The organism is Saccharobesus litoralis (assembly GCF_003063625.1).
Classification (GTDB): domain Bacteria; phylum Pseudomonadota; class Gammaproteobacteria; order Enterobacterales; family Alteromonadaceae; genus Saccharobesus; species Saccharobesus litoralis.
In genome coordinates this window covers 1,363,540-1,387,509 of sequence record NZ_CP026604.1, presented here as the reverse complement: position 1 = coordinate 1,387,509, position 23,970 = coordinate 1,363,540, and the positions used below count along the sequence as shown (strand labels likewise).

The 23,970-nt window shown below is 39.5% G+C and carries 13 protein-coding genes; 5 read left to right on the top strand and 8 right to left on the bottom strand.

Going from position 1 to position 23,970, the window contains the following annotated elements:
• Positions 1 to 64: 64 nt before the first annotated feature.
• From C2869_RS04820 to C2869_RS04800, 5 genes are all read right to left on the bottom strand, one after another.
• Positions 65 to 4,228: a cobaltochelatase subunit CobN gene (locus C2869_RS04820; RefSeq protein ID WP_108601876.1), complete on the bottom strand. Its 4,164-nt coding sequence runs from the start codon at positions 4,226 to 4,228 to the stop codon at positions 65 to 67.
• Between the two features lie 272 nt (positions 4,229 to 4,500).
• Positions 4,501 to 4,806, bottom strand: a complete 306-nt coding sequence (locus C2869_RS04815; protein WP_108601875.1) for a DUF2149 domain-containing protein — start codon at positions 4,804 to 4,806, stop codon at positions 4,501 to 4,503.
• A complete protein-coding gene (locus C2869_RS04810; protein WP_108601874.1) occupies positions 4,793 to 5,419 on the bottom strand; it encodes a MotA/TolQ/ExbB proton channel family protein in 627 nt (208 codons plus the stop codon). The genes C2869_RS04815 and C2869_RS04810 overlap by 14 nt, the downstream gene beginning before the upstream one ends.
• Before the next feature lie 150 nt (positions 5,420 to 5,569).
• Positions 5,570 to 6,649: an HmuY family protein gene (locus C2869_RS04805; RefSeq protein ID WP_108601873.1), complete on the bottom strand. Its 1,080-nt coding sequence runs from the start codon at positions 6,647 to 6,649 to the stop codon at positions 5,570 to 5,572.
• A gap of 49 nt (positions 6,650 to 6,698) precedes the next feature.
• Entirely contained in the window at positions 6,699 to 8,714 is a 2,016-nt protein-coding gene (locus C2869_RS04800) for a TonB-dependent receptor plug domain-containing protein (RefSeq protein WP_159084040.1), read from the bottom strand.
• Positions 8,715 to 8,933: 219 nt separating this feature from the next.
• Here C2869_RS04800 and C2869_RS04795 point away from each other — a divergent pair, with 219 nt between their 5' ends.
• Positions 8,934 to 9,329, top strand: coding sequence for a hypothetical protein (locus C2869_RS04795; RefSeq protein WP_108601871.1), 396 nt, complete (start codon positions 8,934 to 8,936; stop codon positions 9,327 to 9,329).
• A gap of 478 nt (positions 9,330 to 9,807) precedes the next feature.
• Here the strand turns inward: C2869_RS04795 and C2869_RS04790 are convergent, their stop codons facing one another.
• Positions 9,808 to 10,878, bottom strand: coding sequence for a hypothetical protein (locus C2869_RS04790; RefSeq protein WP_108601870.1), 1,071 nt, complete (start codon positions 10,876 to 10,878; stop codon positions 9,808 to 9,810).
• 1,020 nt (positions 10,879 to 11,898) lie between these two features.
• Between C2869_RS04790 and C2869_RS04780 the strand changes: the two genes are divergently transcribed.
• Both C2869_RS04780 and C2869_RS04775 read left to right on the top strand, forming a co-directional pair.
• Positions 11,899 to 13,149, top strand: a complete 1,251-nt coding sequence (locus tag C2869_RS04780) for a ParA family protein (protein WP_108601868.1) — start codon at positions 11,899 to 11,901, stop codon at positions 13,147 to 13,149.
• 1 nt (position 13,150) lies between these two features.
• Positions 13,151 to 14,128 (top strand): ParB/RepB/Spo0J family partition protein, encoded by a 978-nt coding sequence (locus C2869_RS04775; protein ID WP_108601867.1) that lies wholly within the window; start codon positions 13,151 to 13,153, stop codon positions 14,126 to 14,128.
• A gap of 1,090 nt (positions 14,129 to 15,218) precedes the next feature.
• Here the strand turns inward: C2869_RS04775 and C2869_RS04770 are convergent.
• Positions 15,219 to 16,457: an IS4 family transposase gene (locus C2869_RS04770; RefSeq protein WP_228710816.1), complete on the bottom strand. Its 1,239-nt coding sequence runs from the start codon at positions 16,455 to 16,457 to the stop codon at positions 15,219 to 15,221.
• A gap of 593 nt (positions 16,458 to 17,050) precedes the next feature.
• On the opposite strand from C2869_RS04770, the gene C2869_RS04765 reads away from it, so the two are divergent.
• A complete protein-coding gene (locus C2869_RS04765) occupies positions 17,051 to 18,295 on the top strand; it encodes an IS4 family transposase (RefSeq protein ID WP_108601866.1) in 1,245 nt (414 codons plus the stop codon).
• A 725-nt stretch (positions 18,296 to 19,020) separates the two neighbouring features.
• Here C2869_RS04765 and C2869_RS04760 read toward each other — a convergent pair.
• Positions 19,021 to 19,626, bottom strand: coding sequence for a GntR family transcriptional regulator (locus tag C2869_RS04760; protein ID WP_108601865.1), 606 nt, complete (start codon positions 19,624 to 19,626; stop codon positions 19,021 to 19,023).
• 570 nt (positions 19,627 to 20,196) lie between these two features.
• Here C2869_RS04760 and C2869_RS04755 point away from each other — a divergent pair.
• On the top strand, positions 20,197 to 23,919 hold the full coding sequence (locus tag C2869_RS04755) for a TonB-dependent receptor domain-containing protein (protein WP_108601864.1): 3,723 nt from the start codon (positions 20,197 to 20,199) through the stop codon (positions 23,917 to 23,919).
• The last annotated feature ends 51 nt before the right edge of the window (positions 23,920 to 23,970 follow it).

Sequence of the window (23,970 nt, the reverse complement as noted above, 5' to 3'; positions counted from 1 at the left end):
GTATTTGTTGTTTTAAAGCGCAAAAAAAGGCCGTTAAAAACGGCCTTTAATCGTTGAGATAAGCCTAAGCGGCTTTATCTAATTTCTGTTGTGCTAGCTGGATCACCTTATTGGTGTTCTTGCCACTGACGCGCCCCATGCGGGCTTGATATACCGCGCCAACTAACATAATCAAAAACATGATAAGCAGTGACTTGTACAAGAATGAGTTATCTATCTCTACATCTTGTTGGCTTTGCTTCTCGAGCTTTTGACCTTGTACTTGTTCCATCTCTGCTGAACTATTGCTAGCAGGCATCGCTGGTACTGGTTCTAACGCGGCGAGTTGTTCCGAAAGAGGTTGATAACCAAAACCAGTCAGTTTTTGATCCATATACTCGTTGAACTTATCGTTATTAGTAGCAACATCAAATTCAACCGCTAGCTCAGCATAGGTTTCGACCAGCTTTTTGATCGTGGCTTCGTCGGTTTGCCAATAATCTTTACGCTCGGCTTCTAACATACGCTCGATAATTTGCGCTAAACTTTCAGCGTTATTGCTTTCAAAAAACTCACGCATATCCATTTGATATTTATCATCAACATAGATCTCGAAGAACTCTTGCCATTGATCATCACGGATCGACTCTGGTGTCATCACCTCCCAACCCCAAAGGTTGTTAACGCGATCTAAAATAGCCGTAGCGCCTGCGTAACCCGAGTCCTGCATGGCTTTGATCCAGCGAGGGTGGAAGTAACGCGAACGCAGCTCTTGGTTAACAAATTGCGCTAAGGTTTGGCTTTTAACTTGGTCTTTTTTACGCAAGTTAGATACGTACATCTCTGGCGTTTTGCCATCTAAGTTACGTACCGCTAAGCCGATGCCACCAAAATATTGGAATGGGTCATCGTTGGTCATCATGGCGTATAGATTGGTTGAACGAGAGAAGATTACCCCTTCAGTACCCGATAAGACTTTACTGTATAGATCACTATTACCATCAGAGCCGCCCACATTCTCGCTCCAACGTGATTCGTCTTTACCAAAGGCAAAGCCCATACGGCGGGTATATAAATCAGCTAACTTGCTGTCGTCTTGCCAAGTGCCAGACGCTAAACTCGCACTGGCTAAACCAGTACCGTAATTGCCCGTTTCGTTAGAGAAAATACGCACCGAAGATAAGTAGTCAGCGTCTTGTTCGGTTTTACCTTCAGCCAATAAAGTTTGCTTTAACTGATTGGCATTGCGATAAACAAAGTTATTCTCTTCCTTCATTTTCGCGACTTTATCAATCGCATCTGCTAGCCACAGCATGACGTTAGGAAAAGCATCACGATATAAACCAGTCGCCGAGATCACCACATCGATACGTGGACGGCCTAAGTCTTTGTATTCAATAACCTCAGTACCTGACACGTTACCCTGACGATCCCATTTTGGTTTTAAACCTAATGCATGCAGGATCTGCGCTTCTAGTGCCCCTTGATGACGCATGGTTTCTAGCGACCATAACGAGAACGCCAGTTTTTCTGGGTAACGACCGTGTTTAGCAACATAAGCATCTATGGTTTGATTCATTAAGGTGACACCCGCCTCATACGCTTCTTTAGTGGGGACTTTGGCAGGATTAAAACCAATCAAGTTACGTCCGGTAGGGGCGGCATTAGGGTTACGGATAGGATCACCACCATGGCTTACCGGAATATAGTTACCTTCAAGTGCAGATAGTAGATTTTCAATCTCACTAATCGCTTGGAAGTTATCCCAATATTCTTGCGCTTGTTTGAGATCGGCTTCTAGCTCTGGGGTTAAATCTTTAAGTTCCTCGCCATTTACACTGGCTTTTAATAATTGAAAACCTTCTAGGCTGGCCAGTTCAGCAACACCTAAACGCTGCATATCTTCATCGGCTTCGCCGATAGGCTCAGGGCTGCCTTCTTCTTTACTTTGGCGCTCAAGGCTGTTGTTATTAGGTTGCTCTAACGCTAGACCCTGGTCTTTCTCGTAAATTGCGGCGCGAGTGACATATTCTTCACCTAGCATTTGCAACATGGTGGTATATAGATGCGCGTCTTCTGGTAATACACCAAAGGTATGTACACCTAACGGCTGACTCATCGCCGCCAAACCATTTAAGTGATCTTGCAAAGTAGCCACATAGTCTGCAAAGTTAGCTTTTAGCTCGTCTTCACTGAGCATAGCGCCCGAGTTAGCTGAAAGATCCTTGAGCATATCCAACTCAATGGCTAACTTAATGATCTCTTTTTCGGTATTGGCCTTAGTTTGCCCCGCTTCTAAAATCATATAGTTGGCTAATTTTTCATTTAGCACGGCAACATCTGCATATAGGCCTGCTTTAGCAAAACCTGGGGTTAAGTGACTGATCATTGTTGCGCGACCACGGCGCTTAGCCTGCATGGCTTCACCAACGTTATCGATAATATATGGATAGAATACCGGTAAGTTGCCTATCACTAGGTTAGGTGCGTCATATACCGATAATCCACGCTCTTTACCTGATAACCACTCTTGTGAACCATGCGTGCCTAAATGGATAAAAGCATTGGCCCCAAATTGCTCACGCGCATAAAGGTAAATAGCTAAGTAAGTGTGATTGGCAGGCTCTTTAGTATCGTGATAAAGCGAGGCGCTTTCTTCGGCATTTTCGCCACGTAAACCTTGCGGCATAACTATCATATTGCCTAAATCCAACCGCGGGATCACATAAGCATCAACTTGTTGACCATTGATGGTAGCCTTACGCAGCATTGAGCTTTGCTCTGGCGCGCCCCAACGTTCAACAATGGGTGTGCGAACCTCTTCTGGTAATTGATTAAACCAAGCCAAATAAGTACTTAGCGGTAAATAATCGGCTAGGCCTTTAGCAACCAAACCTTCAGCATCTTCATTACGATAATAAGGGCGCAGTAATAAGCCTGCCGACTCAATTAACCAGTCTTTAAGTTCGCCCTTGCTCTCTGTTTCAGGGAAAGCAATCTTATAACCCTGTTCCGTCATCGCTGTAGCAATTTGTTCAATAGAGCTTGGTACATCTAAAAACGCCGCACCGACGTTTTTCTCACCCGGAGGGTAGTTCCAAATAAAGGTCGCGACTTTTTTCTGGCTGTTATCTATATGAGCTAAACGCGCATGGTTATAAGCACGCTCGACTAAGGCTTGCATTTGATAAGGAATAACGACTTTATTACCGGCATTAGCACCTTGTTTAGGGCTAGCGGCGATAATGGTTGGATCGGCACTGCCTGTGTCTTCTGGCATCACTAAGAAGAATGGGGTTAATGAAGGTGAAATACCGGCGTTATCCGCTTTAAAGTCCGCTTCACTACCTTCGGTGTAGTTCATCGCATGTAAAACAGGCACGCCAATTTGGGTAAATTCTTTACGGCGTTTTTCGACATAGTGCAGAGCACGATAGTTAATCAATAAATCGACACGTGCTTGGTTATTGTCGCCCAGTAATAACTCAGGGTAGGTTAAGTCTTCATCTTCGCCTTCAAAGAAGAAACCAAAGGCTTTTGCGCCTTTGTCTTCCAAGCCTTTGATCATGGCATCGACAATTTGTTGTTGCTCATAATCAACGATACTGCGGTGCATCGCGATAGCAATCTTAGGTTGAGCTTCGCTTGCCTGTAAAAATTGATAAAACGCGCTTTCGTCTTTAGTCACTTGACCGTCATAGTTCGGATGATACAAACCCACATTAGGCACGATAAACGGCTTGGCTATTGCAACACTAGGATTAAATTCAATAAAACGATTAGCGATGTAATCCATCAAACTAGCGTAGTTTTGCCGACCCGCATTGTTAAAATAAGCGCCAATCGCTTGATGATGTTCCTTAGATAAACCTTGATTTAAAGATTGGTTATTTAAATCACCTAACGAAATGACTGGTACGTTAGGCATTTGCTGTAACCAAGGCGTGTATTTGGCAAACATAAACTGGGTTAGGGCAGGGTTAATACCATCCATCATGACTAACGCCGAGTTTTTCCAAACAGCCTTTAACTCGTCTTCTGATAGTTTGGCTGTGGTAGTAATTTTTAAATCAAAGTTTTTACCTTGAGCAAGGTTCGCCAGTAAGTCACTTTTGGCTTTAGCTGCATGCGAAGAGCCCAGTAAAAGCACTTGAGGTTTAATGGATTGTTCTTGCGGCTCTGCCTGTAATGGCAAACAAAAGCCAAACACAACAAGCAGCAATGAAATTAATTTGGTTATTGGTTTCATAGTTTTTAATTCTATAGATTGAGCTCTATGAGCGAGAATGGCGTCTTCAGTGAAATAGGCAAAGTAGTTGGGATTTAGGCAAAACTACCGCGTCCTGCTATCGTTCCTTACCTACATCCTTGTAGGCAAAGCCGTCGAGTTTTTTAACCCTGGGAGCATATGTGTTTTTATATGTGACTAGGGGAAAAAGCGAAGACAAAGCTACCGCGTCATGCTATCGCTCCTTACCTACATCCATGTAGGCAATGCCGCATAAATTTCAAATACGAAGCCTATTCCTTAACATAAATGATGGAGCCATCCGCCATCTCATACGCCGTACCGGCTTTTTTGCCGGTACCGCTGCCGGTTTGACCTTCACTTTTAAAGCTTTCGATCTTATTGCCCTTTTTGACAATAATTTCCATATTGTCTTTACCTTCGTTTTTGATCACTGTGACATCTTCTGCCATAAACGGATTTAACGGGTTTTGCGCGATAGCAATTAATAAAGCGGCGACAAGTACCAAAAAAACATCGACTAGGTTAACGACCGAAAGAGCGGGGTTGATACCTTCATCTTCATCAAGCAGCCGCATAATCTTGTTCCTTTTTAATTGCTGCAGTATCTGGTTGTGATTGTTCGTTACAGGCCGGCTTAGCTTGCTCTACTTGGTTTTGCGCTAAAAGCGGAGTAATTGCGACTAATTCTTCTGCTAACCAGCGCTTTTTCACTGAAGCGATCCAAAAGGTAATCGACGCGATCACCAAACCGAAAATAACTGCAGAGAAGGCAACAATCAGGTTTTCACTAATACCTTGGATATTACCGTCTGCTAAACTCTTAAGCGCAGGTCCCATAGGTACCATAGTTGCGATAAGACCTAACATAGGCGCTAAACGGCTAACATTACGTACACCTTCCAGTTCACCAAGTGCGGCAACATCGAGTTGGTCTTTGGACACTTTAGGGTGTTGATTAGCTAAGTGAGCCAGAGGATAACCAGCAAGATTAGTTTCTTTGTTTGTACCTAATTGTGTACTAAGCAAGGCGTAAAAATTGCCTTTATTTTGTTTACGCTGAGCGATTTGCGCAACATAACTGCCTGTCGCAAACAACGCATAAATAAATAAAACACTGATAAGAAGCAGAACAGGAGCCATAAAAAAATCTGACAACTGATACATTAATATTTCGATTTGGCGGATCATTGAAGTTACCTTTACTACTTAGGTGACGAACGCTAGGTTCGATTATTCTTTTCCGTGGGAATCAAAGCTGGAAAGGCCAATTAAGCCTTTCCTTACAGAGTTAATAAGCTAACTCTATTTCTTGTTTAACTAAGTCGTTTTAATAACGAACTAATCGTCTAAACGCTCGGCACGGAAACTATAATTTCCAGAAGCACCATCATCGTTGTAGTAGCTAGTGATCTGTAGCTTATAATCAGCAATATCCGTTTTAATGATGTAAACACCGTATTGCGACCATAATGTGTGACCACCATTTACGCCATATGCATACCACGGGTTAGCTTTAAATGCAGGATCTGTGTATTCATTGGCTTTGAATCCGTATCCGAAGTGATGCGACGCGGTAATAGAATCATAACTATTGGTGAAATCTTGAATTGCGGTAGCATCAGTCGCTAAGCTAATTTCGAAACCTGTACCCGTTTTATCCGCATTACAGGCTAATGAAACATCCCAAGCATCTGTACTCGCAACGACCATTGCAGTATCGAAATCAACGTATACAGTTGCATCATTGGCACATTCAGCTGCCAAATCTACCACTAATTGAGTTTCTGATGTGGCAAAAGCAGCGTCAGATGCTGATTGATTAGCAATTGCAAATGTTACAGCACTCATAGCAAAACCCGCTTGCGTTAAGCTAGAAACTCGATATTTACTGTAACTATCGTCCGAGCTAACGATAAAGTATTTGTCATCTGCAGCGCTGACTTGATGAGTCGTTGGGTTGTAACTATAAAAACCGTCTAATATTTTTTCTGCTACATCAGCTACGAACATATCGTCTGCTGGGATACTGGCCGCCGTAACCGCTTCAAAATCGGCTAGTTCAGTTTCTGGCGTGGCATTGGCGAATTTATCAGCCACGGCTTTACTGTCAGCATCATAAAAATCAGCGTTATTGCCTGTAAAGTAAGCTTTAACAGGGTTGTCGCTATCAGTGTTGTTTAAGAAAACATCTGTACGACGGAAAGAGATATCCCAATCAGCTGATTCAGTAACAACTGCCATTGTCTCTAAATCAAAATAAACGCTAGCTGGTTCAGATGTCGTCCCTGTGTTAAATGGGCCATAAATCGTATCTGTTGGCTTTTGAGCCGCATTATCATCATCTGACGAAGAACCGCCGCAAGCCGTTAATGCTAGTGTTGCTACTGCTAATGCAGTTAATTTAAATTGAGTTTTCATGTTTATCTCCAGAATTTTTTAATTATTGATAAGCGACGATATCGTCGTCTTAAAATTGGTAACCGATACCTAAACTCAGGTAGCGGCTAGAAATAGGTCGAGCATCGAATTTAAGTTGTTGCTCTGCAGTTTCATCTTTATGTTCATCTAAGACGTTTTCGATACCGAAGCGCCAAGATAAGTGTTGATTGATATGTTGTTGCAACTTGAAGTTGAGTGTTAGCGTGTTGTTAGCTAATTCACCGTTAATATATTGGTCGGCGTTATAAGCAATATCTTGTTTATAGACTGCGTTAAGTGAGGTATCTAAATCCCATTCTACTACGCTGTAATCAAGGTTAACTTTCATTTGGTGAGCAGGGCGTTCAGCTATTTTTTTATTATCACCGTCTCGTGCTTCTAAGTAACTGTAGTGAAAGCCAGCAGCCCAAGAGTCAAAAGTGAATTCAATGCTAATATCAGCACCTTGCATTGTCGCTTTAGCAACATTGTCATAAACAGAGATAGCTAAACCTTGTTTAGCGGATAGCACAGGATCGGTAAAGGTAGTGATGAGATTGTCAGCATCGGTGTAATAGAGATTTAGTTCAGATTCAAAGTCAAAGCCACCTAAAAAATGATCGTTTGTATTGGTACTAAATGTCCAAGTGGAGTTGTAAGACAAAGCTTCTTCAGGCTCAAGATCAACACTACCCAGTACCATATAGCCTAATGCAGAGTGATCGAATACGTACTCTCTTTCTTTCAGTGTAGGAACTCGATAGCCTTGACCAACCCCAAGTCGCCATTTGAGCCTCTCACTCAACTCAATTTTACTGCTCAAACGCAATGCCGAATGAAAGCCATAGTCGGTATCTTCTTGTACACGCCCACCAAGGAGAGTTTCAACATTATCAAATGTCCAATCTCCCTGAGCATAGGCTTCTAAAGCTCGTTTGCTTGTTGGCTCAACTTCGAATTTACCTGATATAAGGTTAACTTGTTCTAAGCTATCCTCATGATATAAAGCACCAGCGACCCATTCAAAATCAGTAGTGGAATATACAAACTGACCAGATATTTCATCCAAGCTAATATCTGCTAAGCGCTTGGTCGATGATCCACTGGTTTCTTTATGGTTCATCTTTCTGAAATCTATTTTCCAACTGACTAATGAACCAGCGTTCATGTGGTAATCAATATCGTTGCCAAGCATGACATCAAATTGATATTGTTCGACATCTGACAAGTAATATAGATTGACTAATTGGCCAGCGATTGCACCATCCGCTCGTTTTTTATCTTCAGTGAAATTTTGAAAACGAATTTCAGTTTTTAAACCAAAAAACTTGCCATAGGTATTAAGATTAACGAAGGTCTTTTGAATATTTCCTGCTGGTGTATGGCTATGGTCATTATCACGGTCGTAACCGGTATTGTCTGAGTAAAGCAAAGTTAATTGATGAGCCCAATTATCAAAAATGAGATTGGCGTTAACTTGACTGCGGTGACTAATCTCTTCACCTTCAATTTCATTACCGAGATAACTCCCCACTTCGTAAGTCACCTTTAATTCATTTTCTTCAGGTGGTTTGGTAATGATATTAATTACACCGCCCATGGCTGAGCTACCATACATAACAGATGCAGCACCACGGATAACTTCAATTTGTTGAATGTTTAGAGCACTAATTTGCGCTAGATCTGCTGCGGCACCCGTTGGGGCGATTAGAGGTTTGTCGTTAAGTAAAACCAGTACGTTGTCGCCGTCAAAACCTTGCATTTGTACATTAACGCCGTCTTTTTGATTCTGCGTGACCACTACACCTGGAATATAGTTAAGCGCTTCTGCAATCGTTCCTTGAGTTAACAACTCAACAGTTGCTCCATCAATAATATCTACCGAAACTGGTGAATCAGACAACAACTTAGGCGTACGAGTGCCAGTGACGACTATTTTTTCAACTTGAGCTGGTCCTTCAGCATTATTTTGCTTTGCTAGTGCTATAACAGGTGCAACAAATGTAACTGCTAGTAAAGCTAAAGCACTTGGCTTGCCAATCTTAGTGAATACAAAACCGCTCATAAATAGTTCAAATTCTTTTGTAATGAGAATAATTATCAACTGCATTCTAATTAATATTTATGATAAGGCAAGTGATAAGTATTATCATTTATCTTTATAATAAATAATTTATTGCACTGTTTTTGGGCAACTATAGCAAGGGGTTAAATAAATGCTGTATTTACAATGATGGTTCACTGTTTTATTATTTAGGTTAGTCAACAATAAGGATCTGTAGAATTGGCAGAGCGAAAGTATCAGAATAGGCGATTAATTAGCCTGTTAACTTATTTTAGAAATAAACCTGAAGAGCTAAATGAATTAAATGATGGTGATCGTGCTATTTTGTTAAATAGTTTAGAAAATGCTGAACTTGGTCTTAAAACAGCTGGTCCTATTGCGACGCGTTATCTAAATCAATTTTTTGATGATAAAACTTACCAATTATTGATCCAACGAATGAATAAATTTAATTCGGAACAAGCGTTAGGATCTAAGTCGATTAAATTATCAAAATCGAGTGGTGAATTAATTGAAAAATTAAGAAAAGAACACCCGCATGAATTTGCAACAGTTGACGATGTTATTTATCAAGCGTTGCAAACTTTACAACAAGAGTTATTAAAACAAGAATAGTGAGTACTTTAACTCAAAAGTTTTGAACGGTTGAATTTATAACCATTTGCTAAATTGTAGGGTCGATTTTACATCGACAAACCTTGTGTTAGCCGAAATAAATTTGGCCCTATCAATGGAACTGGTCTTTAAATTCGTTCGTTTTATGATTGCTAATAAAAACGAGCTTAACATGTCATAACCTTTGTGTCGGAGTATTAGTAATTATTCAGTATTTCAAGCAGTAAGCGCCAAACCATCTATCTGTTATATAGTCTTCTCGCTCAGGTCTTATGGTTCATTGTCGGCGCTTACTCGCCCCAATCACATAGTAGAGCATATGCTCATGGGGTCTCGAAGCTTGACAGCTTCCCCTAAAACCAGATCGCTTTGACTATAACTTAATAAGACTGTTGGTGAGACTTGGCTTCCAAGCCTCTATTTTTGGTGCTTGCAGGCAATGCAAGCATCAATGCTTGCTCACAAAAATTTGATGTCATTATTTATAAAGGCGTGGATCAGGTAAGGATTCTCGCTCACCATCGAAGATCTCAGTGCTTAATTTCATTAAGCCTTTTTTCTTTTTATTAGCTAACACAATTTCATCAGCTAGCTCTTTAGTTGCTGTGATCACGTAAGAGTTTTTAGTAAGAGGTGGAACACAAGTCACCATATTTTTATCGGCTAATAACTTTAGTGCAGCACGCATGTCACGTCTTTTAACAATTTTAGTCAGATTAGGTTTACCGTAGGCTTCCATTATTTCATCGACCTCTAGTGGGTATTGTGCTCCTTTTTCACAGTTCAACCAGTTACAAGAAAGAAAACTATGAATAAAGCGTGATAAGCCAATAGAGTAACTATTAACACCAATGAAATCATATTGGCGATAATTTAGTTGATAAATTTGTTCAATAACATAATCGCTAAATGTCACAAAATAACGATCTTTACCTCGGCCATGGCCAGATGTCTCTAACATAGCGTCGCTAAAAATATCGTTGGTAATTTCAATATTACGTCCGCCTTGAGTCTCAACGATAGTTGTTTTTGAGTCGCGGATAACGATCAAAGCTTCGCGAATTTGATCGTAACTTTTATCTTTGCCTATGCGTTTTAATTCTTGGCGGATTTGATATAAGGTAAAGGCAATACCATAACGTTCTGCTTGTCCTGGTACAGCTCGCTTAATCATTTGACCTTTTGTACCCAATAAAAAGAGCACACGCTCGATGAGTTCTTCCCGTTCACCAGGGTAAACATGAAATTCTTGTTCTTCGTGGTCAATTTTTCGGGTAATGAGTGCAGGTTTAATTCGACAAGAAAGCTCACGTCCCATTGCTCGATATTTACGTTCAACAACAAGTTTACTCGATAAATCACGGTCGAGAGCAGATACGGATGTATTTTTACCTCGTACATATCGAGGTATTAAATCAATATCACCAATTAAGTTACTATAGCTAACTTCATTGCCTGATTGTGCATGTCCAAGGTCAACAGCTTCAAATAAACCAATTTGTAGCTGTTCCATTTTCTTTTTATCTTGTTTCTGTAAGCCTGTAGACATAGCGTTTGTGATTGTCTTTTAAATTTATGCAAACCTTAAAGCATTTGAAATTTATATCTACTGTTCGATAGTACTAAATAACGATCTTAATAGTACTAAATGACGATCTTTTTTACTTTCTTGTTACATACTGCGATTTTTTTGTATTTTTTAGTACATAAATAGGTGCTTTTTTTATAAACGAGGGTGGATTAGGAGAATCAATTATTTTGATTTGAACACTTATACTATTTCGATGAACCTTATTTTGTACTATTCCGTTCTTAAAATAAGCGATGGCATTCTTTTTATAGTGATTTTTTGCCTGTTTAGTACATATATTGGTGCTTAGATCCTGATCCATCCCTATTTTTAGTACATAAATAGGTTCTTATTGATTATATATTGCTCGTTTTAGTACATAAATAGGTTTAAAGGCTATCAAGTTTGTGGATTTAGTGATTTTTTCTTTTTTGCTAAATAAAAAATAATTTATTTTTTATTTAGGTTTATGGAAGGGATCTTTTTAGGTTTAGGGTTATAGGGTATAGGGAGATTAATTTTTTATCAATAAATTCAATTGGTTATCTTGGTTATTGGATCTTATTATGTACTATTCAGATCTGTATTATGCACTTAGCGTGTACTGATTTGTGGACTATTAGGATCGTTAATATGACTTAATCAAGATCTTAGTTATGTACTATTGTTTTTTTACTAACAAGTTAAGCACATACTTATTCACACTTTGGTTTTTATTAACAACCTATTTATGTACTAAAACAGGCTGTTTTTACCTTAGTTATTCACAGTTTATATTGAGTTGTTTTTGGGCTTGCACCTATTTATGTACTATAAGATCGCTATTTTGACCTATTAAGATCGTCATCGTTCCCTATCTAAATTCTGTTATCCACACATATTTTTATTTTAATATCTGTATTGAAAATAAAATCTTGTTTGTATTTTTATTTTTTATTGTAAATTTTCAAACAGAATGTATTATTTACATCATTGTATTGTTGTTAACCTATAAAATGTATGGCTACTGATAAACAAGCGGATAAAACAGCTGATAAATTGCGTACTTGGTCGGCTCGAGCTAAGAAAGTTGCGGCCGCGCGTCGTCAGCATTACCTTGAAGATCGCACTGAAAAACGTGTTCGCACGTTTCGCACATTTAATAAAACAGAAGCTGGACAGTGGCTAGGTTATCGTTATACAACTCAGTTTACGCGTGACTTTGAAGAACACTGCCAAGATATTGATATTCAGCGTTCTGATAATAAGAACTTTGCTTTTACGTTAGAAAATTTGCACCAAATAGCGGATCGTTTATCTATTCCTGCTTTTGAGCGTACTGACGAAGAGCAGCTGCAAGTTATTGCATTTGCTAACCTTAAAGGCGGTGTTGGAAAAACCACGGCCAGTATTCATAGTGCAATTGGCTTAGCAACTTGTAATAATCGCCGTTATCGTATTGGCTTTATTGACTGTGATCCTCAAGGCTCAGCTACTATTTATGGCCCTGATGCGAATAATCAGGATGATTTTACGGTTGGAGATTTACTGTCTGAAAACTATGAACTCGATGATGGTGAAACCAATGAAGAGTTTGTTTACAGCTGCTTCCAAGATACTCATATTCCTAACTTAAAGTTTTTACCGGCTAAAATAGATGACTTTATGTTTGAGCAGTATGCTGAGGAAATGCAATTTAGTTCTGATGATCAATACTGTGCTTATCGTTTATTGAAAGAACGTATTATCGACGTTGTTGAAGACAAGTTTGATATTATTGTTATTGATACGCCGCCGTCGTTTAATAAAGTTTTTCTTAATTCACTATACGCTTCAACTGCGATTGTTATCCCATTTGCACCTGACTTTTTAGCCTATGATTCAACCTTAAAATATGTAGAGCGCTTACAAAGTATTTATATGACGCTTAAACGTGCTGGGCATCAAGGGTTTGATATGGAGCGATTTCTTATCACTAACTTTGATGCTGCGTCAGCTGCTCGTAGTAAAGGACAGGCAACTCAACAACGTTTAGTTAACGAGTTTAGAAGCGTATTTGGTGCCGATACGTTTAGCAGTGTCATTAATAACACTCCCGCTATTCCAACCTGTAGTGAAATGTTAGCCTCTATTTTTGATTTGCGGCAGTCTGATTATCCTCGAACGACTAAGCAATTGGTGCAAGGGCTTGAGAATATGAAAGCCTATGTCAATGAGTTAGAGCAACAAATACTGTTAAACTGGACAAATAATCAGGAGTTGGATATTTAACATGGCGAAAAAAAAGAGCAATAGAAACCTGTTTGATTTAGAAGACGTTGGTTTAGACAGTGACGGCGTTTTTGCTATTGATTCGCCAATTGAATTAGAACGCAAACTTGAATTTAAGCTAGTTGAATTAGCGCCTGAGCATATTTTATCAGAAACGTCGGTGCCTAATTATAATCGACGTGTGCAAGAGCTACTGAGTGAACAAAGCTTGTCACCTTTGATTGCACAAATTGTCTCTAGTAATGGCCAGCATACACCGGCTTTAGGACGTCGAGTTGGTGATAAAATTGAAGTGATATTTGGTTCTCGCCGTCGTATGGCCTGCCATTTTGCTGGTTTTGCGTTTCGCATTTTAGTTAGTGACGACGTTACGCAAGAAGAAGCGCAAATATTATCGCGCAGTGAAAATGAACATAAACCTATTTCTTTGTATGAAAACGGCCGCTATTGGTTACGTTTAAGTGAAGAGCAAAATCTTAGTGTTCGTAAAATTGCTGAATTAATAGAAAGTGGCGAAGTGAGTAAATCGACCGTGCAAAACGGTATTGATGTCGCTCGATTACCTCTGTCAATCATTGATTTATTTCCTAGCCCTGACGTAGTGACTAAACGCGTATATGACCGTATTCAATCGGAAATTGCGCCGGCAACGTTTGATGCTGAGTTGTTAAACGCGATAGTGCATGATTTTCAGGTTGAGCAAACAGCATTAATTACGGAAATGTATGGCTATTATATTGAAGGCGATAGTCAGTTTTCAGCTGATAAGTTGATAAAAGCGTTAAAAGAATATTTAGTCGAGAATAAACACCTTACGGAATCAGGCTCTATACCGAGTAAAGTATATGCTATTGGTAGTGTAGCGAACGTTACAACCAACAAAAAAGGTCAATTAACTGCAGTTAAATTTAATAAGCCACTGGCTGCTGATAAATTACAAGCGTTAGATAGCTTAATTCAAAACTTTTTTGAGCAATAAATTGTTTAGAATTTAAAATCGCCCCGCATATGATGGCAGGTTGCTAAAGTCTGCCATTTTTTACAAGTCACCATCATGGTATATGCTTTGCTTTTCACTCATGTACCAAATTTTGCACTATTCCCTCTGCATTTGTAATTATCCATCATCTTAAGCCGCAGTGTCGCTAACTGTTTAAACATGACGACATTACTAGTATTCCGACACAAAGGTTATGACATGTTGAACTCGTTTTTATTAGCAATCTAAGTAGAAAAGCGTGCGAGATTAAAGACCCGTTCCCCCCTTCCATTGCAGAGACGAATTTATTTCGGCTAACACAAGGTTTGTCGATATAAAACCGACTCTACGATTTAGCAAAGGTTGTAAATTCAACCGTTCATAATTTTTGAGTTGAGGAGCTAGACCTTTGTGTCTCGCCTAAACCTGAAAATTACTCCTGTCATTGCTGTTTTTGAAAAGCCAAAAGAACGTATTTATGTACTAATAGTGCTTTTTAGCGATCTCGACTTCGCTAGAATGTACCTATTTATGTACTAATAGTGCGTAATAACGATCTTTGAGCGCTCAAATGAACCTAATTATGTACTAATAGTACGTGATAACGATCTTTGAGCGCTCAAATGAACCTAATTATGTACTAATAGTACATATAAACGATCTTCAGATTATCTAGGTGAACCTATTTATGTACTAAAATGCGCAGCTAGAATGAGGATTAGTACATAAATAGGTACTTGGCCGAATTTATTAGTACACAAATAGGTACATTTAGATCGATTTACTTAAAAATACGGTTTTTAATTGGTTTAAGTTTGCAAATAGACGTGCTGTGGGTAAAACATAAGATATATGTGCGTAGATCAATAATTGTCCAATGGTTGGACACTTGGCACTGTTTGTGACGTGTGGCGTTAAAAGGGCAACTACCAATAGCGAAAGATTAAAAATAGTTCGATCTTCACTAACGTTTACCAATTACCTATCGTTTTATCAATAGTACATAAATAGGTACGTTCTTTTTGATGTTGTGTTTTAGTTTACCTCGTCGATGAGCATTTATGCCAATGTCATTAAGTTAAGCCTTTGCCTAGTTAGGCCGCTTATAATTCATATGATGCTTGGCTCCCAATTTAACGTTTCTAACAAAAGAGCGGCCTGGTCTGATAGCGTTGGTATGCCGGAGCATTTTAGATATTAGTTTGTTTATCTTCAACGTGATGTCTTTTAGTTGAAGTAGCACAATTATGTTTTGCTTCATTACACTAAGGGCCGCTGTGAAGTTGATTTGATAGCGCCGCTTGCGATGCGCTAACGTTTCATCAATCGTACTCTGCGCTTCGTTGACGAAAAGGCTGGTGATATTTTTACTTAAGACTTTTGCATAGAAATCTTGCTCGATAGCGACCTGTGACTTCCCAGAGAATTGCTCGATTTGAAGTCGACTTTTCATGATTTTGTAATCTTCTTCAACACCCCAACGCTTGTGATATAAGGGTTGAAATTCTTCATAAGGCAATCTGTCTTCATCGACTGACGTCATTAACACCTCCGTTTCACCACTTGATAGTGGCACTCTGACTAATCTCACCTTGAGCGGTGCTATTGATACCCCCAGCTCCTTACAACGCTGGATGGCAAACCGATTCGGGTGCAATTCAACCATTTCTTCTTTCTCATCAGATTGAATGAAGTTTTGAACTTGAGTGTTATAGTTGGAAAGCGTCCGCATGCAGAAATCGACACCGATATGACGATGATAAGCAAACATATAGAACGCTGGGTAACCTCTATCATAGATAACCAAATCACCTTGCTGAGTATGCGGTAAATGTGACAGCGCCATCGTGCGTTCATCTGTGTGATGTCCCTCAATACACGCGTCAATCGTCATTCGATGACTGATATCGTAGAGCTGAGACAGGCGGGCTAAGGGTCTCTTTCGACTTTCATCTGTTGGATTGTAATGGGCTTTCAGTTCCTTTGTTGCAGGGAGATTGACAGTTGAACCATCAACAGCGAGTAAGCGAAACCCATGCCACCGTTGACGGCAATGTTGACTATATTGGTTAACTAACACGCGGTTTAATTCAACGAACACCGAGGGGTCGAGCTTTTTTCTTGCTTGCGTGAAAGCCGAAGCGGTTACGTGAGAATAAGTACCATTGATTTGCTCAATGATATCAAAAAAGTTATCGAGCTCTTGTGCAGCAGAGCCTTTTACAAAATTCAGCAGAAAAGAGACAAGGTGACTGAAGGTTAACGAACGATTACGAGTAAAATCTTTAGGAGAAGACTTATAACGAGCAATAAACTCAGGGTTGTTTATCAGATTGGCTATATTTTGAACAATTTTCTTGCGGGATAAGTGTCATTAGATCAACCGTTTTTTTCAAAAAAATCATCGAATTATTAAGCACTTATTTTACCATATTTTTGCCCCCAGCATTCACCTTTTCTTAAATTAACGTTGGTTAGCGCTGAGCTTGCGAAGCCCAATCGACTAAAAATCCGACTAAAAATCGTTAACTTAATGGCATTGGCATTTATGCTGGCATAACTCGCAAATATTGGCAGAAATAAATGATTGGTTGGAAGCACCTAAGTCGTAAAAAAGCAAACGAGTACTGTTTCCAGAAAAGTTATGACATGTTGAGCTCGTTTTTATTAGCAATTTTAAAAAGTGCAAGATTAAAGACCTGTTCCAAGGGCCGAATTTATTTCGGCTAGCACAAGGTTATCGATGTAAAATGACCCTATAATTTAGTAAATGGTTATATAGTCTTCTCGCTCAGGTTTTATGGTTCATTGTCTGCGCTTACTCTCGACTTTTGCTTAAACCAAACTATGTTTATCCAACAAAAGTCGCTGGATCCCCGCATGCGCGCTGACGAATCCCCAAAATTTTAAGAAGTGACAAGCATGGCGATTTATGATCTTATGTTATCGCCAAACAACAAAGAGAATACAAAAATCACCATGCTTGCTACACAATATTGCCATAAATTTCTTACAAAATCGCTTGAGAACTTTAATCAAGCTCGAATGAAAACCTTGCTTCAATGCGGTGACGCACTCATTAAAGGTAATGAACTGACGTTAACCTCAATAGGTCGACATTTATCTGGTAAAGCGAAAGTTAAAAACAAAATAAAGCGTGTTGATAGATTTTTAAAGAGCAAGACATTATCTGACGACGAATTACTCGTTTATAAACAGCTATTTGTCAGTCTATTCGGTTCTCTTCCATCAGTCGTTATTGGTGTTGATTGGAGTGGATGCTGTAGCGCTGATTTTTGGCTACTTCGTGCAAGTCTGTTAGTTGATGGTCGTTCTATACCGGTATATAACAAAGTCGTTAAAAAAGAAGACTTAGAAACTAATGAGAGTCACGATGCTTTTCTTGACGATTTAGCCACTATATTACCCAAAGAAAAACCAGTCTATATTGTCACAGATGGTGGGTTTAAAACGCCTTGGTTCCATAAAGTGGATTCACTAGGCTGGTTTTATATTGGCCGAGTCAGAGGGCGAATTACAGGGAAAATTGAAGACCAGGAATGGAAGAGCGTGAGTCAGTTGAGTAAAGGTGCGAATACGAAACCGAAAAGCTTAGGCAGCGGTTTACTAGGCAAAACATCGCCAACTCGAGTTAACTGTCGTTTTCACTTATACAAAGGAAAAATTAAGGGACGGAAGAAGCTCAAAGGAAGGTATCCAGATACTGAGAAAATGTATAAATCGATAGCCAAAGAACCTTGGTTATTGGTCTCAAATGATGATGATTTAACAGCTAAAACTGCGGTTATTTATTACAGTAAACGAATGCAAATAGAACAAAATTTCAGAGATGATAAAAGCCTTAGATATGGATTCTCGTGGCGGCACAGTAAAACTCAAGGAGTGAGAAGAATTAGTGCATTGTGTCTAATTTCACATGTCGCGACTCTAGTACTTTGGCTAATGGGTTATCAGGCTGAAAAGCGAAAAATGCACTTACAATTTCAAGCAAACACCATTAAAACACGGCGAGTTTTATCGTTTTTAACGTTAGCAAAAAACATTATCGTACAACATAGAATGAGAACAGTGATGGGGTTGTTGAAGCAAGCAATACGCTCACTTCAACACGAATATCAAAAACAAATTCTAACGCCTTTAACATAAAATGGGGATCCCTCAGCGCATGCGCGAGGAAGACGAGGGTACTTTCCTAAGCTTCGGTGATAAAATTTCCCCCCATTAACCGAAAAGAGCGCTTTTGAAAGTTGTGATTAAGAGACATGGATGTAAGTACTTAGGTTTCGTCTGGAACTAGAAACCTGCCCTAAAATCCGATCGCTTTGCGAAGCAGCCGCTTCGATGACAAAAGATTCACCACATCGCGTTGAGCAAATTAGTTTTTATAGACGCAGGCGGGAAAAACGGCCTAATTCTAGGTAGGAAAGCCTAGGCAAGAAAGTATAGGCAAGAAAGTATAGGCAAAAAAAAGCCGCTTCAAAAGAAGCGGCCAACATCTGCACACACAAACAGATGCACACACTACCCCAAGGTGACAGGGGGGGATCCATCCCAATTAGAGAAACGTGTCTGCGTTTCAAGTTGGATTAACCATTAAAAACAACAACTTGTCCCAAATCGACAAACCGATTAAACGCAAGGGTAATTGTTATATAAAACCGCTATCAGCTTAGTTAAAACCAAAGCTATGCAGTAATAACAAAATAGTAAGTGAAAATAATCATGCAACAATACAATTAATTGTTAACAATGTAAATGGGTAACTGACAAATATATTGCTTTAATATGTGGGAATGAAGTTGGTGGATATTGGCTAAGATTAATAAAGAAAAGGCTAAGTTTTATTAATACCTAGCCTAAACAGAGTCTGCTTACTTTATATTATTACGTATGGCCGCAATAGCAGCTTTTGAATCTTTACTTTTTATGCCATCTAAAATGGCTTGATGCTCTTCGACTAAGGTTTCTTTGCGCTCAATACGATCGTAATTCATACGCATACGCATCACAATTGGATACCATATATTGAGTAAGTCATCACCACCGGCTAACTCCACATAAAACTGATGGAAATCAATATCAGCTTTGGTTAAGTCAGTAAATTCTTCACGTTCATAATGCTGACGCATACGGTCAATGATATCGGCTAAGGCTTGCAGATCATTCTCATTGGCTTTGTCTTCTATATGGCGTACCGCAAACTCTTCAATACGAATACGAATGTCCATCAAAACCTTCTGCATTTCGTTGCTTAGAGGTGCAGCAACATAAGTCCCGATATTGGTTTTACTTACCACTAGGCCTTCTTTTGCTAGTTTAAGTAACACATCACGGATGGGACCACGTGAAACACCAAAACGAGCAGCCAATTCTTGCTCATTTAATTTTTCACCTGGTGTTAATTCACCGGAAATAATGTCCGAGCGCATAATATCGGCGATCTGCTCTCGAATAGGGATAATTTTGGCTGTAGTCATCGTTTAATCTCATACCTTAATGTATACATTAAACAGTATATATCAATAATTAGGTTATTTTAAGGTTTTGTTAACAACATACTTAAAGTAATACCTAGTTAAAAGCTTAGCTTAACCGTCCTATTTTGCTAATGAATCGTCGTTATTTAATTGTCGACTGTTGTTAATGTTTTGTTTTGACACTTGATGGTGAATTTATTTAAAAAATATTTTTTCCGAAAAATCAGTGGTTTGTAAACATTACTTTACAGGTTTGAGAAATGATTGGGGTTTTTACAGCAAGACAGATATCTGTGTACTACACTGTATCGCAGTGAAATCAACAATTACATTGTCAACAATGGCGATCTTCTTCCTCCAATACCTAATCGACAAATGTCAAAAAATAAACATTGTTTTAGTAAAATTGTTAACAATGAAATATTGACATTAATCTTATTTAGGTAGAATATTTATACAGTTCGCAAAATAGTAGAACTGAAAATAATAATTTACGGCACAACTTGTGAGTTTAAATAGCAAATTAGCTTAGCTATTTAAGCTTGGAACAATTTCTTTTAGGAGACACATATGTCTAACACGAGAGAACGCTTTAAGCTTAGCGCCTTATCGCTAGCAATACTTGCTAGCAGCGCAAGTATGATGGCTTATGCAAACGAAAAAGAAGAAGACGATGACACTGAAGTTATCGAAGTTACCGGTTTTAAAGGTAGCTTAATTAAATCGATAAATGACAAAAAATACGCCAGTGGTGTTATTGATACCATCAACGCCGAAGATATTGGTAAAAATACTGACCAAAATATCGCAGATGCTTTAGGCCGTGTAACGGGTGTTTCGGTAGTCAGTCGCGACGGTGAAGGTACGCAAATTACCGTGCGTGGTGCGTCAGCTAACCAAAACAATATTTCATTAAATGGCCAGCAATTATCGTCTACCGACTTTAACCAAGCGGTTGATTTAAGTTCGTTCTCTGCTGATATTCTTTCTAAATTAGAAGTTGTTAAAACGCCAAGTGCTGATCATGATGAAGGCTCATTAGGTGCAAACGTAAATCTTGTAACGACTCGCCCGTTAGATTTATCAAACGAAGTGTTATCGGCCACACTCCAAGGTCGTTACAGTGATTTTTCTGAAGAAGCTAACTACAAGTTACAACTATCGGGTACTAAAAAATTCTTAGATGAAACCCTAGGTGTTGCAGCAACGGTTTATTCAGAAACCAATGCCTATCGTAAAGATCAAATGATTACGGGGATTTGGGAAACTTCAGATGTTATCCGCGTTGCTCGTGATCAAAATGGTGACATCATCTCAAATTTCAAAGTGATGCAGCCTAATGCGATTAACTATCGTCTAAACCAAAACACCAGTGATAGGCAAGGTGGTTCTCTTGGTATTCAGTTCTTACCGACTGATGTTAGCGAGTTAATGCTTAACTTAACCTATAGTAAGCAAACTCAAGAACGCACTTTTGACTCTATTCGTTCTCGTTTCCCACCCGGAGATAACTTTGTAGAAGGCGAGTTAGTAACTAATGTTACTGATGATTTTGGTAATCCTGTGTATGCCCCTTTTACCGACCCGCAAGAAGATTGGTACACAGTCGACACTGATACTTACACTTTTACTAAGCGTATAGACAGATACGGTGCTGGGGATATTAGTCGCTCGGATGGTGGTACAGAGAACGAAAACTTTAATGCGACGTTAAGCTTTAAAACTGAGCTAACTGATACATTGCGTATGGAAGCTTTGGTTGGTATGTCGGAAAGTACCTCAGAAAGCTTGCCTAATTTATACGCTAACTTACAAAACTTTAAGCAGACCAATAAAGCTTTGCAATATTTAGCTGGAGCGGATATTCAGCCTGTTGGCTATGATTGTACTTCGGGTAAGTGTGTGATGATTGCGGGTACGCACGACATTATCCTTGGTCAAAATATTGGTGATACTAAAGATGACGACGGCAACCTTGTTGAAGGTTGGCGAGACAATATCTCTTTAACTGGTTTTAATCCTTCCGATGATAATAGCTTCCATATGGGTTCTATCAGTCAAGCCGATAGACAAGTTGAAGACACAATTCAAAACGCACAAATTGATTTTGATTTTGACTTAGATGCGTTTGGTATTACTACCGTTGAATTTGGTGCTAAGTTCACTAGCCGCTCAAAGTTTGTTGATGACCAAAGTTATCAATTTGCTTCAATTACTAAGAGTGATTCACCACGAGGTGAAGACGGTCGTTTGTTAGGTCAACCGGCAGGCCCTATTAATGAAATTCTAGCGCGTGATATTTTGGCTGAAGGTGGTCAAAAGTATGACGACTTTATGGAAAGCCTTGATCTAGCTCAGCCAGGCGTAACGGATGACATTACAACGATTGACGTTTGGAAAGCATTCCATCTTGCAATGGATGACGACCGTGTTGCGCGTAATGCTGATGACAGTGAAACACGCTCGGTTGAAATGGACACAGGATCACTTTACTTAAAAGCTAATTTCTCATTACTCGATGACCGCTTAACCGGTGATTTAGGTGTGCGTTATGTTAAAACCGAAGTGGAATCTAGTGGTTTTTCTGGTGGTCAATTCCATGACTTCCCACAACATGCCGATGAAACTGAATTTGATTGGAAAACCTTAAGTCAATTGCGCGATACGAGTTTACCAGCATGTCCTCAACCGACTTATGCAAACCCTGATTCACCAACGCAAATAGAGCAAAAGCTGTCACGTATTGATGGTCGTGGTTGGAATACCAACGGATCTAACAACCCAGCTGATTGGACGCGCATTCCTATGTTCGATCAAAATGGCGATGGTGTGCAAGATGCCTGTCATGATCCTAACTATGCAGCATGGGCTGAGTCACAAGCTAATGGTACACCATTTGTTGCTGTTGTACCTGGCTGGGGCGATACCGTAAACCCTGGTTGGAATACTATGTGGCGCTATGCTGACGTGCAGGTGACTAATGATCACAACTGGACAACAGATCCTAATGCGGTTGCTACTGATTTTTATGAATGGAATCAGGGCACTGACGGCCATATGGGGAATTATAAATCGTTACAGTCGCGTGATGCCTCACGTGTTGCTTTTGCGACTCAAGGTTCACATGAATATACCAATGTTTTACCTAGCTTAAACTTAAACTACGCATTTTCAGATGAGTTTGTTGGTCGCTTCGCGGTATCAAAAACCATGACGCGTCCTGAGTTTGAAGATATTCGTCCGGGCTTTAACTTCAATACTATGTGGAAAACTTATTGGGGGGGAGGAGCTAGATCAAATATCGGTAAAGGTGTGTTAAATATGTTTAACGCCCAACTTGAGCCATTAGAATCTAAAAACCTAGACCTTTCATTAGAGTGGTATTTTAATGATGTCTCTATGTTAAGTCTTGCGCTATTTAGAAAGGACATGAGTAACTTCGTAGATAACGAAACGTTAATTTCATACATCACAGACCTGAGAAATGTCCAAGGTTCATTCGATGCCAGTGGTTTATTGCTGCCCGTTGATGAAAGTGCGCCCAACTTTGGTTTAGAGGGTTGTACGCCGGTGCGTACTACCACAGATTTAGGTTGGATTAGTGGCGATCCTTTATCGATCAGCAATGACTTTAGAGATATCTGTCATGAGTTTGATATTGTTAAGAAAATCAATGGTAAAGGCGCAACAATTGAAGGCCTCGAGCTTGGTTATAGTCAGGTATACGACTTCTTACCAGGCTTCCTTAGCGGCCTAGGCTTGTCAGCTAACTATACTTATCAAAAAAGTGAAACAGAGGCTCAGGAGTCTTCACTTGTTGAAGGCAAGTTTTTGACCCCTATGCCTGTCGCAGAAACGCCAAAACATAGCTATAACGCGACTTTATTCTGGGAACAACACGGTCATCAAGTGCGTTTAAGCTATCGCGGTTCATCTGATTCTCTAGTTGGTATCGACTGGGATGATCCTAACTTGTCTCGTGGAGCCAACTGGTATGGCGGTTCAATTTGGAATGAGGGGCGTGATACGTTAGATCTGTCAGCAAATTACCAAATTAATGAAAATGTTAGCGTTAACTTCCAAGCTATCAACATCACTAACGAGCAATACAGAAGATATTACACCAACCGAGAGTTGAAGGTCCTTCCTGTTTTAAATGACACAGGTTCGGGCTACACATATGTTCCGCTAGAAGAAGGTAACCCGTTAGAAGGTGAAGCGCCAACAAGTCGTACTTACGACCGTTATAAAGTCGGCGCCACTTACCGTATTGGTGTACGCGTAAACTTCTAAATTTAGGTTATTGAAACGCAAGAAGGGGAGCCTTCTTGCTATGCTGACAAG

Coding starts and splice junctions, on each gene's coding strand:
- C2869_RS04820 (WP_108601876.1), bottom strand. CDS start 4,228: ATGAAACCAATAACCAAATTAATTTCATTGCTGCTTGTTGTGTTTGGC.
- C2869_RS04815 (WP_108601875.1), bottom strand. CDS start 4,806: ATGCGGCTGCTTGATGAAGATGAAGGTATCAACCCCGCTCTTTCGGTC.
- C2869_RS04810 (WP_108601874.1), bottom strand. CDS start 5,419: ATGATCCGCCAAATCGAAATATTAATGTATCAGTTGTCAGATTTTTTT.
- C2869_RS04805 (WP_108601873.1), bottom strand. CDS start 6,649: ATGAAAACTCAATTTAAATTAACTGCATTAGCAGTAGCAACACTAGCA.
- C2869_RS04800 (WP_159084040.1), bottom strand. CDS start 8,714: ATGAGCGGTTTTGTATTCACTAAGATTGGCAAGCCAAGTGCTTTAGCT.
- C2869_RS04790 (WP_108601870.1), bottom strand. CDS start 10,878: ATGTCTACAGGCTTACAGAAACAAGATAAAAAGAAAATGGAACAGCTA.
- C2869_RS04780 (WP_108601868.1), top strand. CDS start 11,899: ATGGCTACTGATAAACAAGCGGATAAAACAGCTGATAAATTGCGTACT.
- C2869_RS04775 (WP_108601867.1), top strand. CDS start 13,151: ATGGCGAAAAAAAAGAGCAATAGAAACCTGTTTGATTTAGAAGACGTT.
- C2869_RS04765 (WP_108601866.1), top strand. CDS start 17,051: ATGGCGATTTATGATCTTATGTTATCGCCAAACAACAAAGAGAATACA.
- C2869_RS04760 (WP_108601865.1), bottom strand. CDS start 19,626: ATGACTACAGCCAAAATTATCCCTATTCGAGAGCAGATCGCCGATATT.
- C2869_RS04755 (WP_108601864.1), top strand. CDS start 20,197: ATGTCTAACACGAGAGAACGCTTTAAGCTTAGCGCCTTATCGCTAGCA.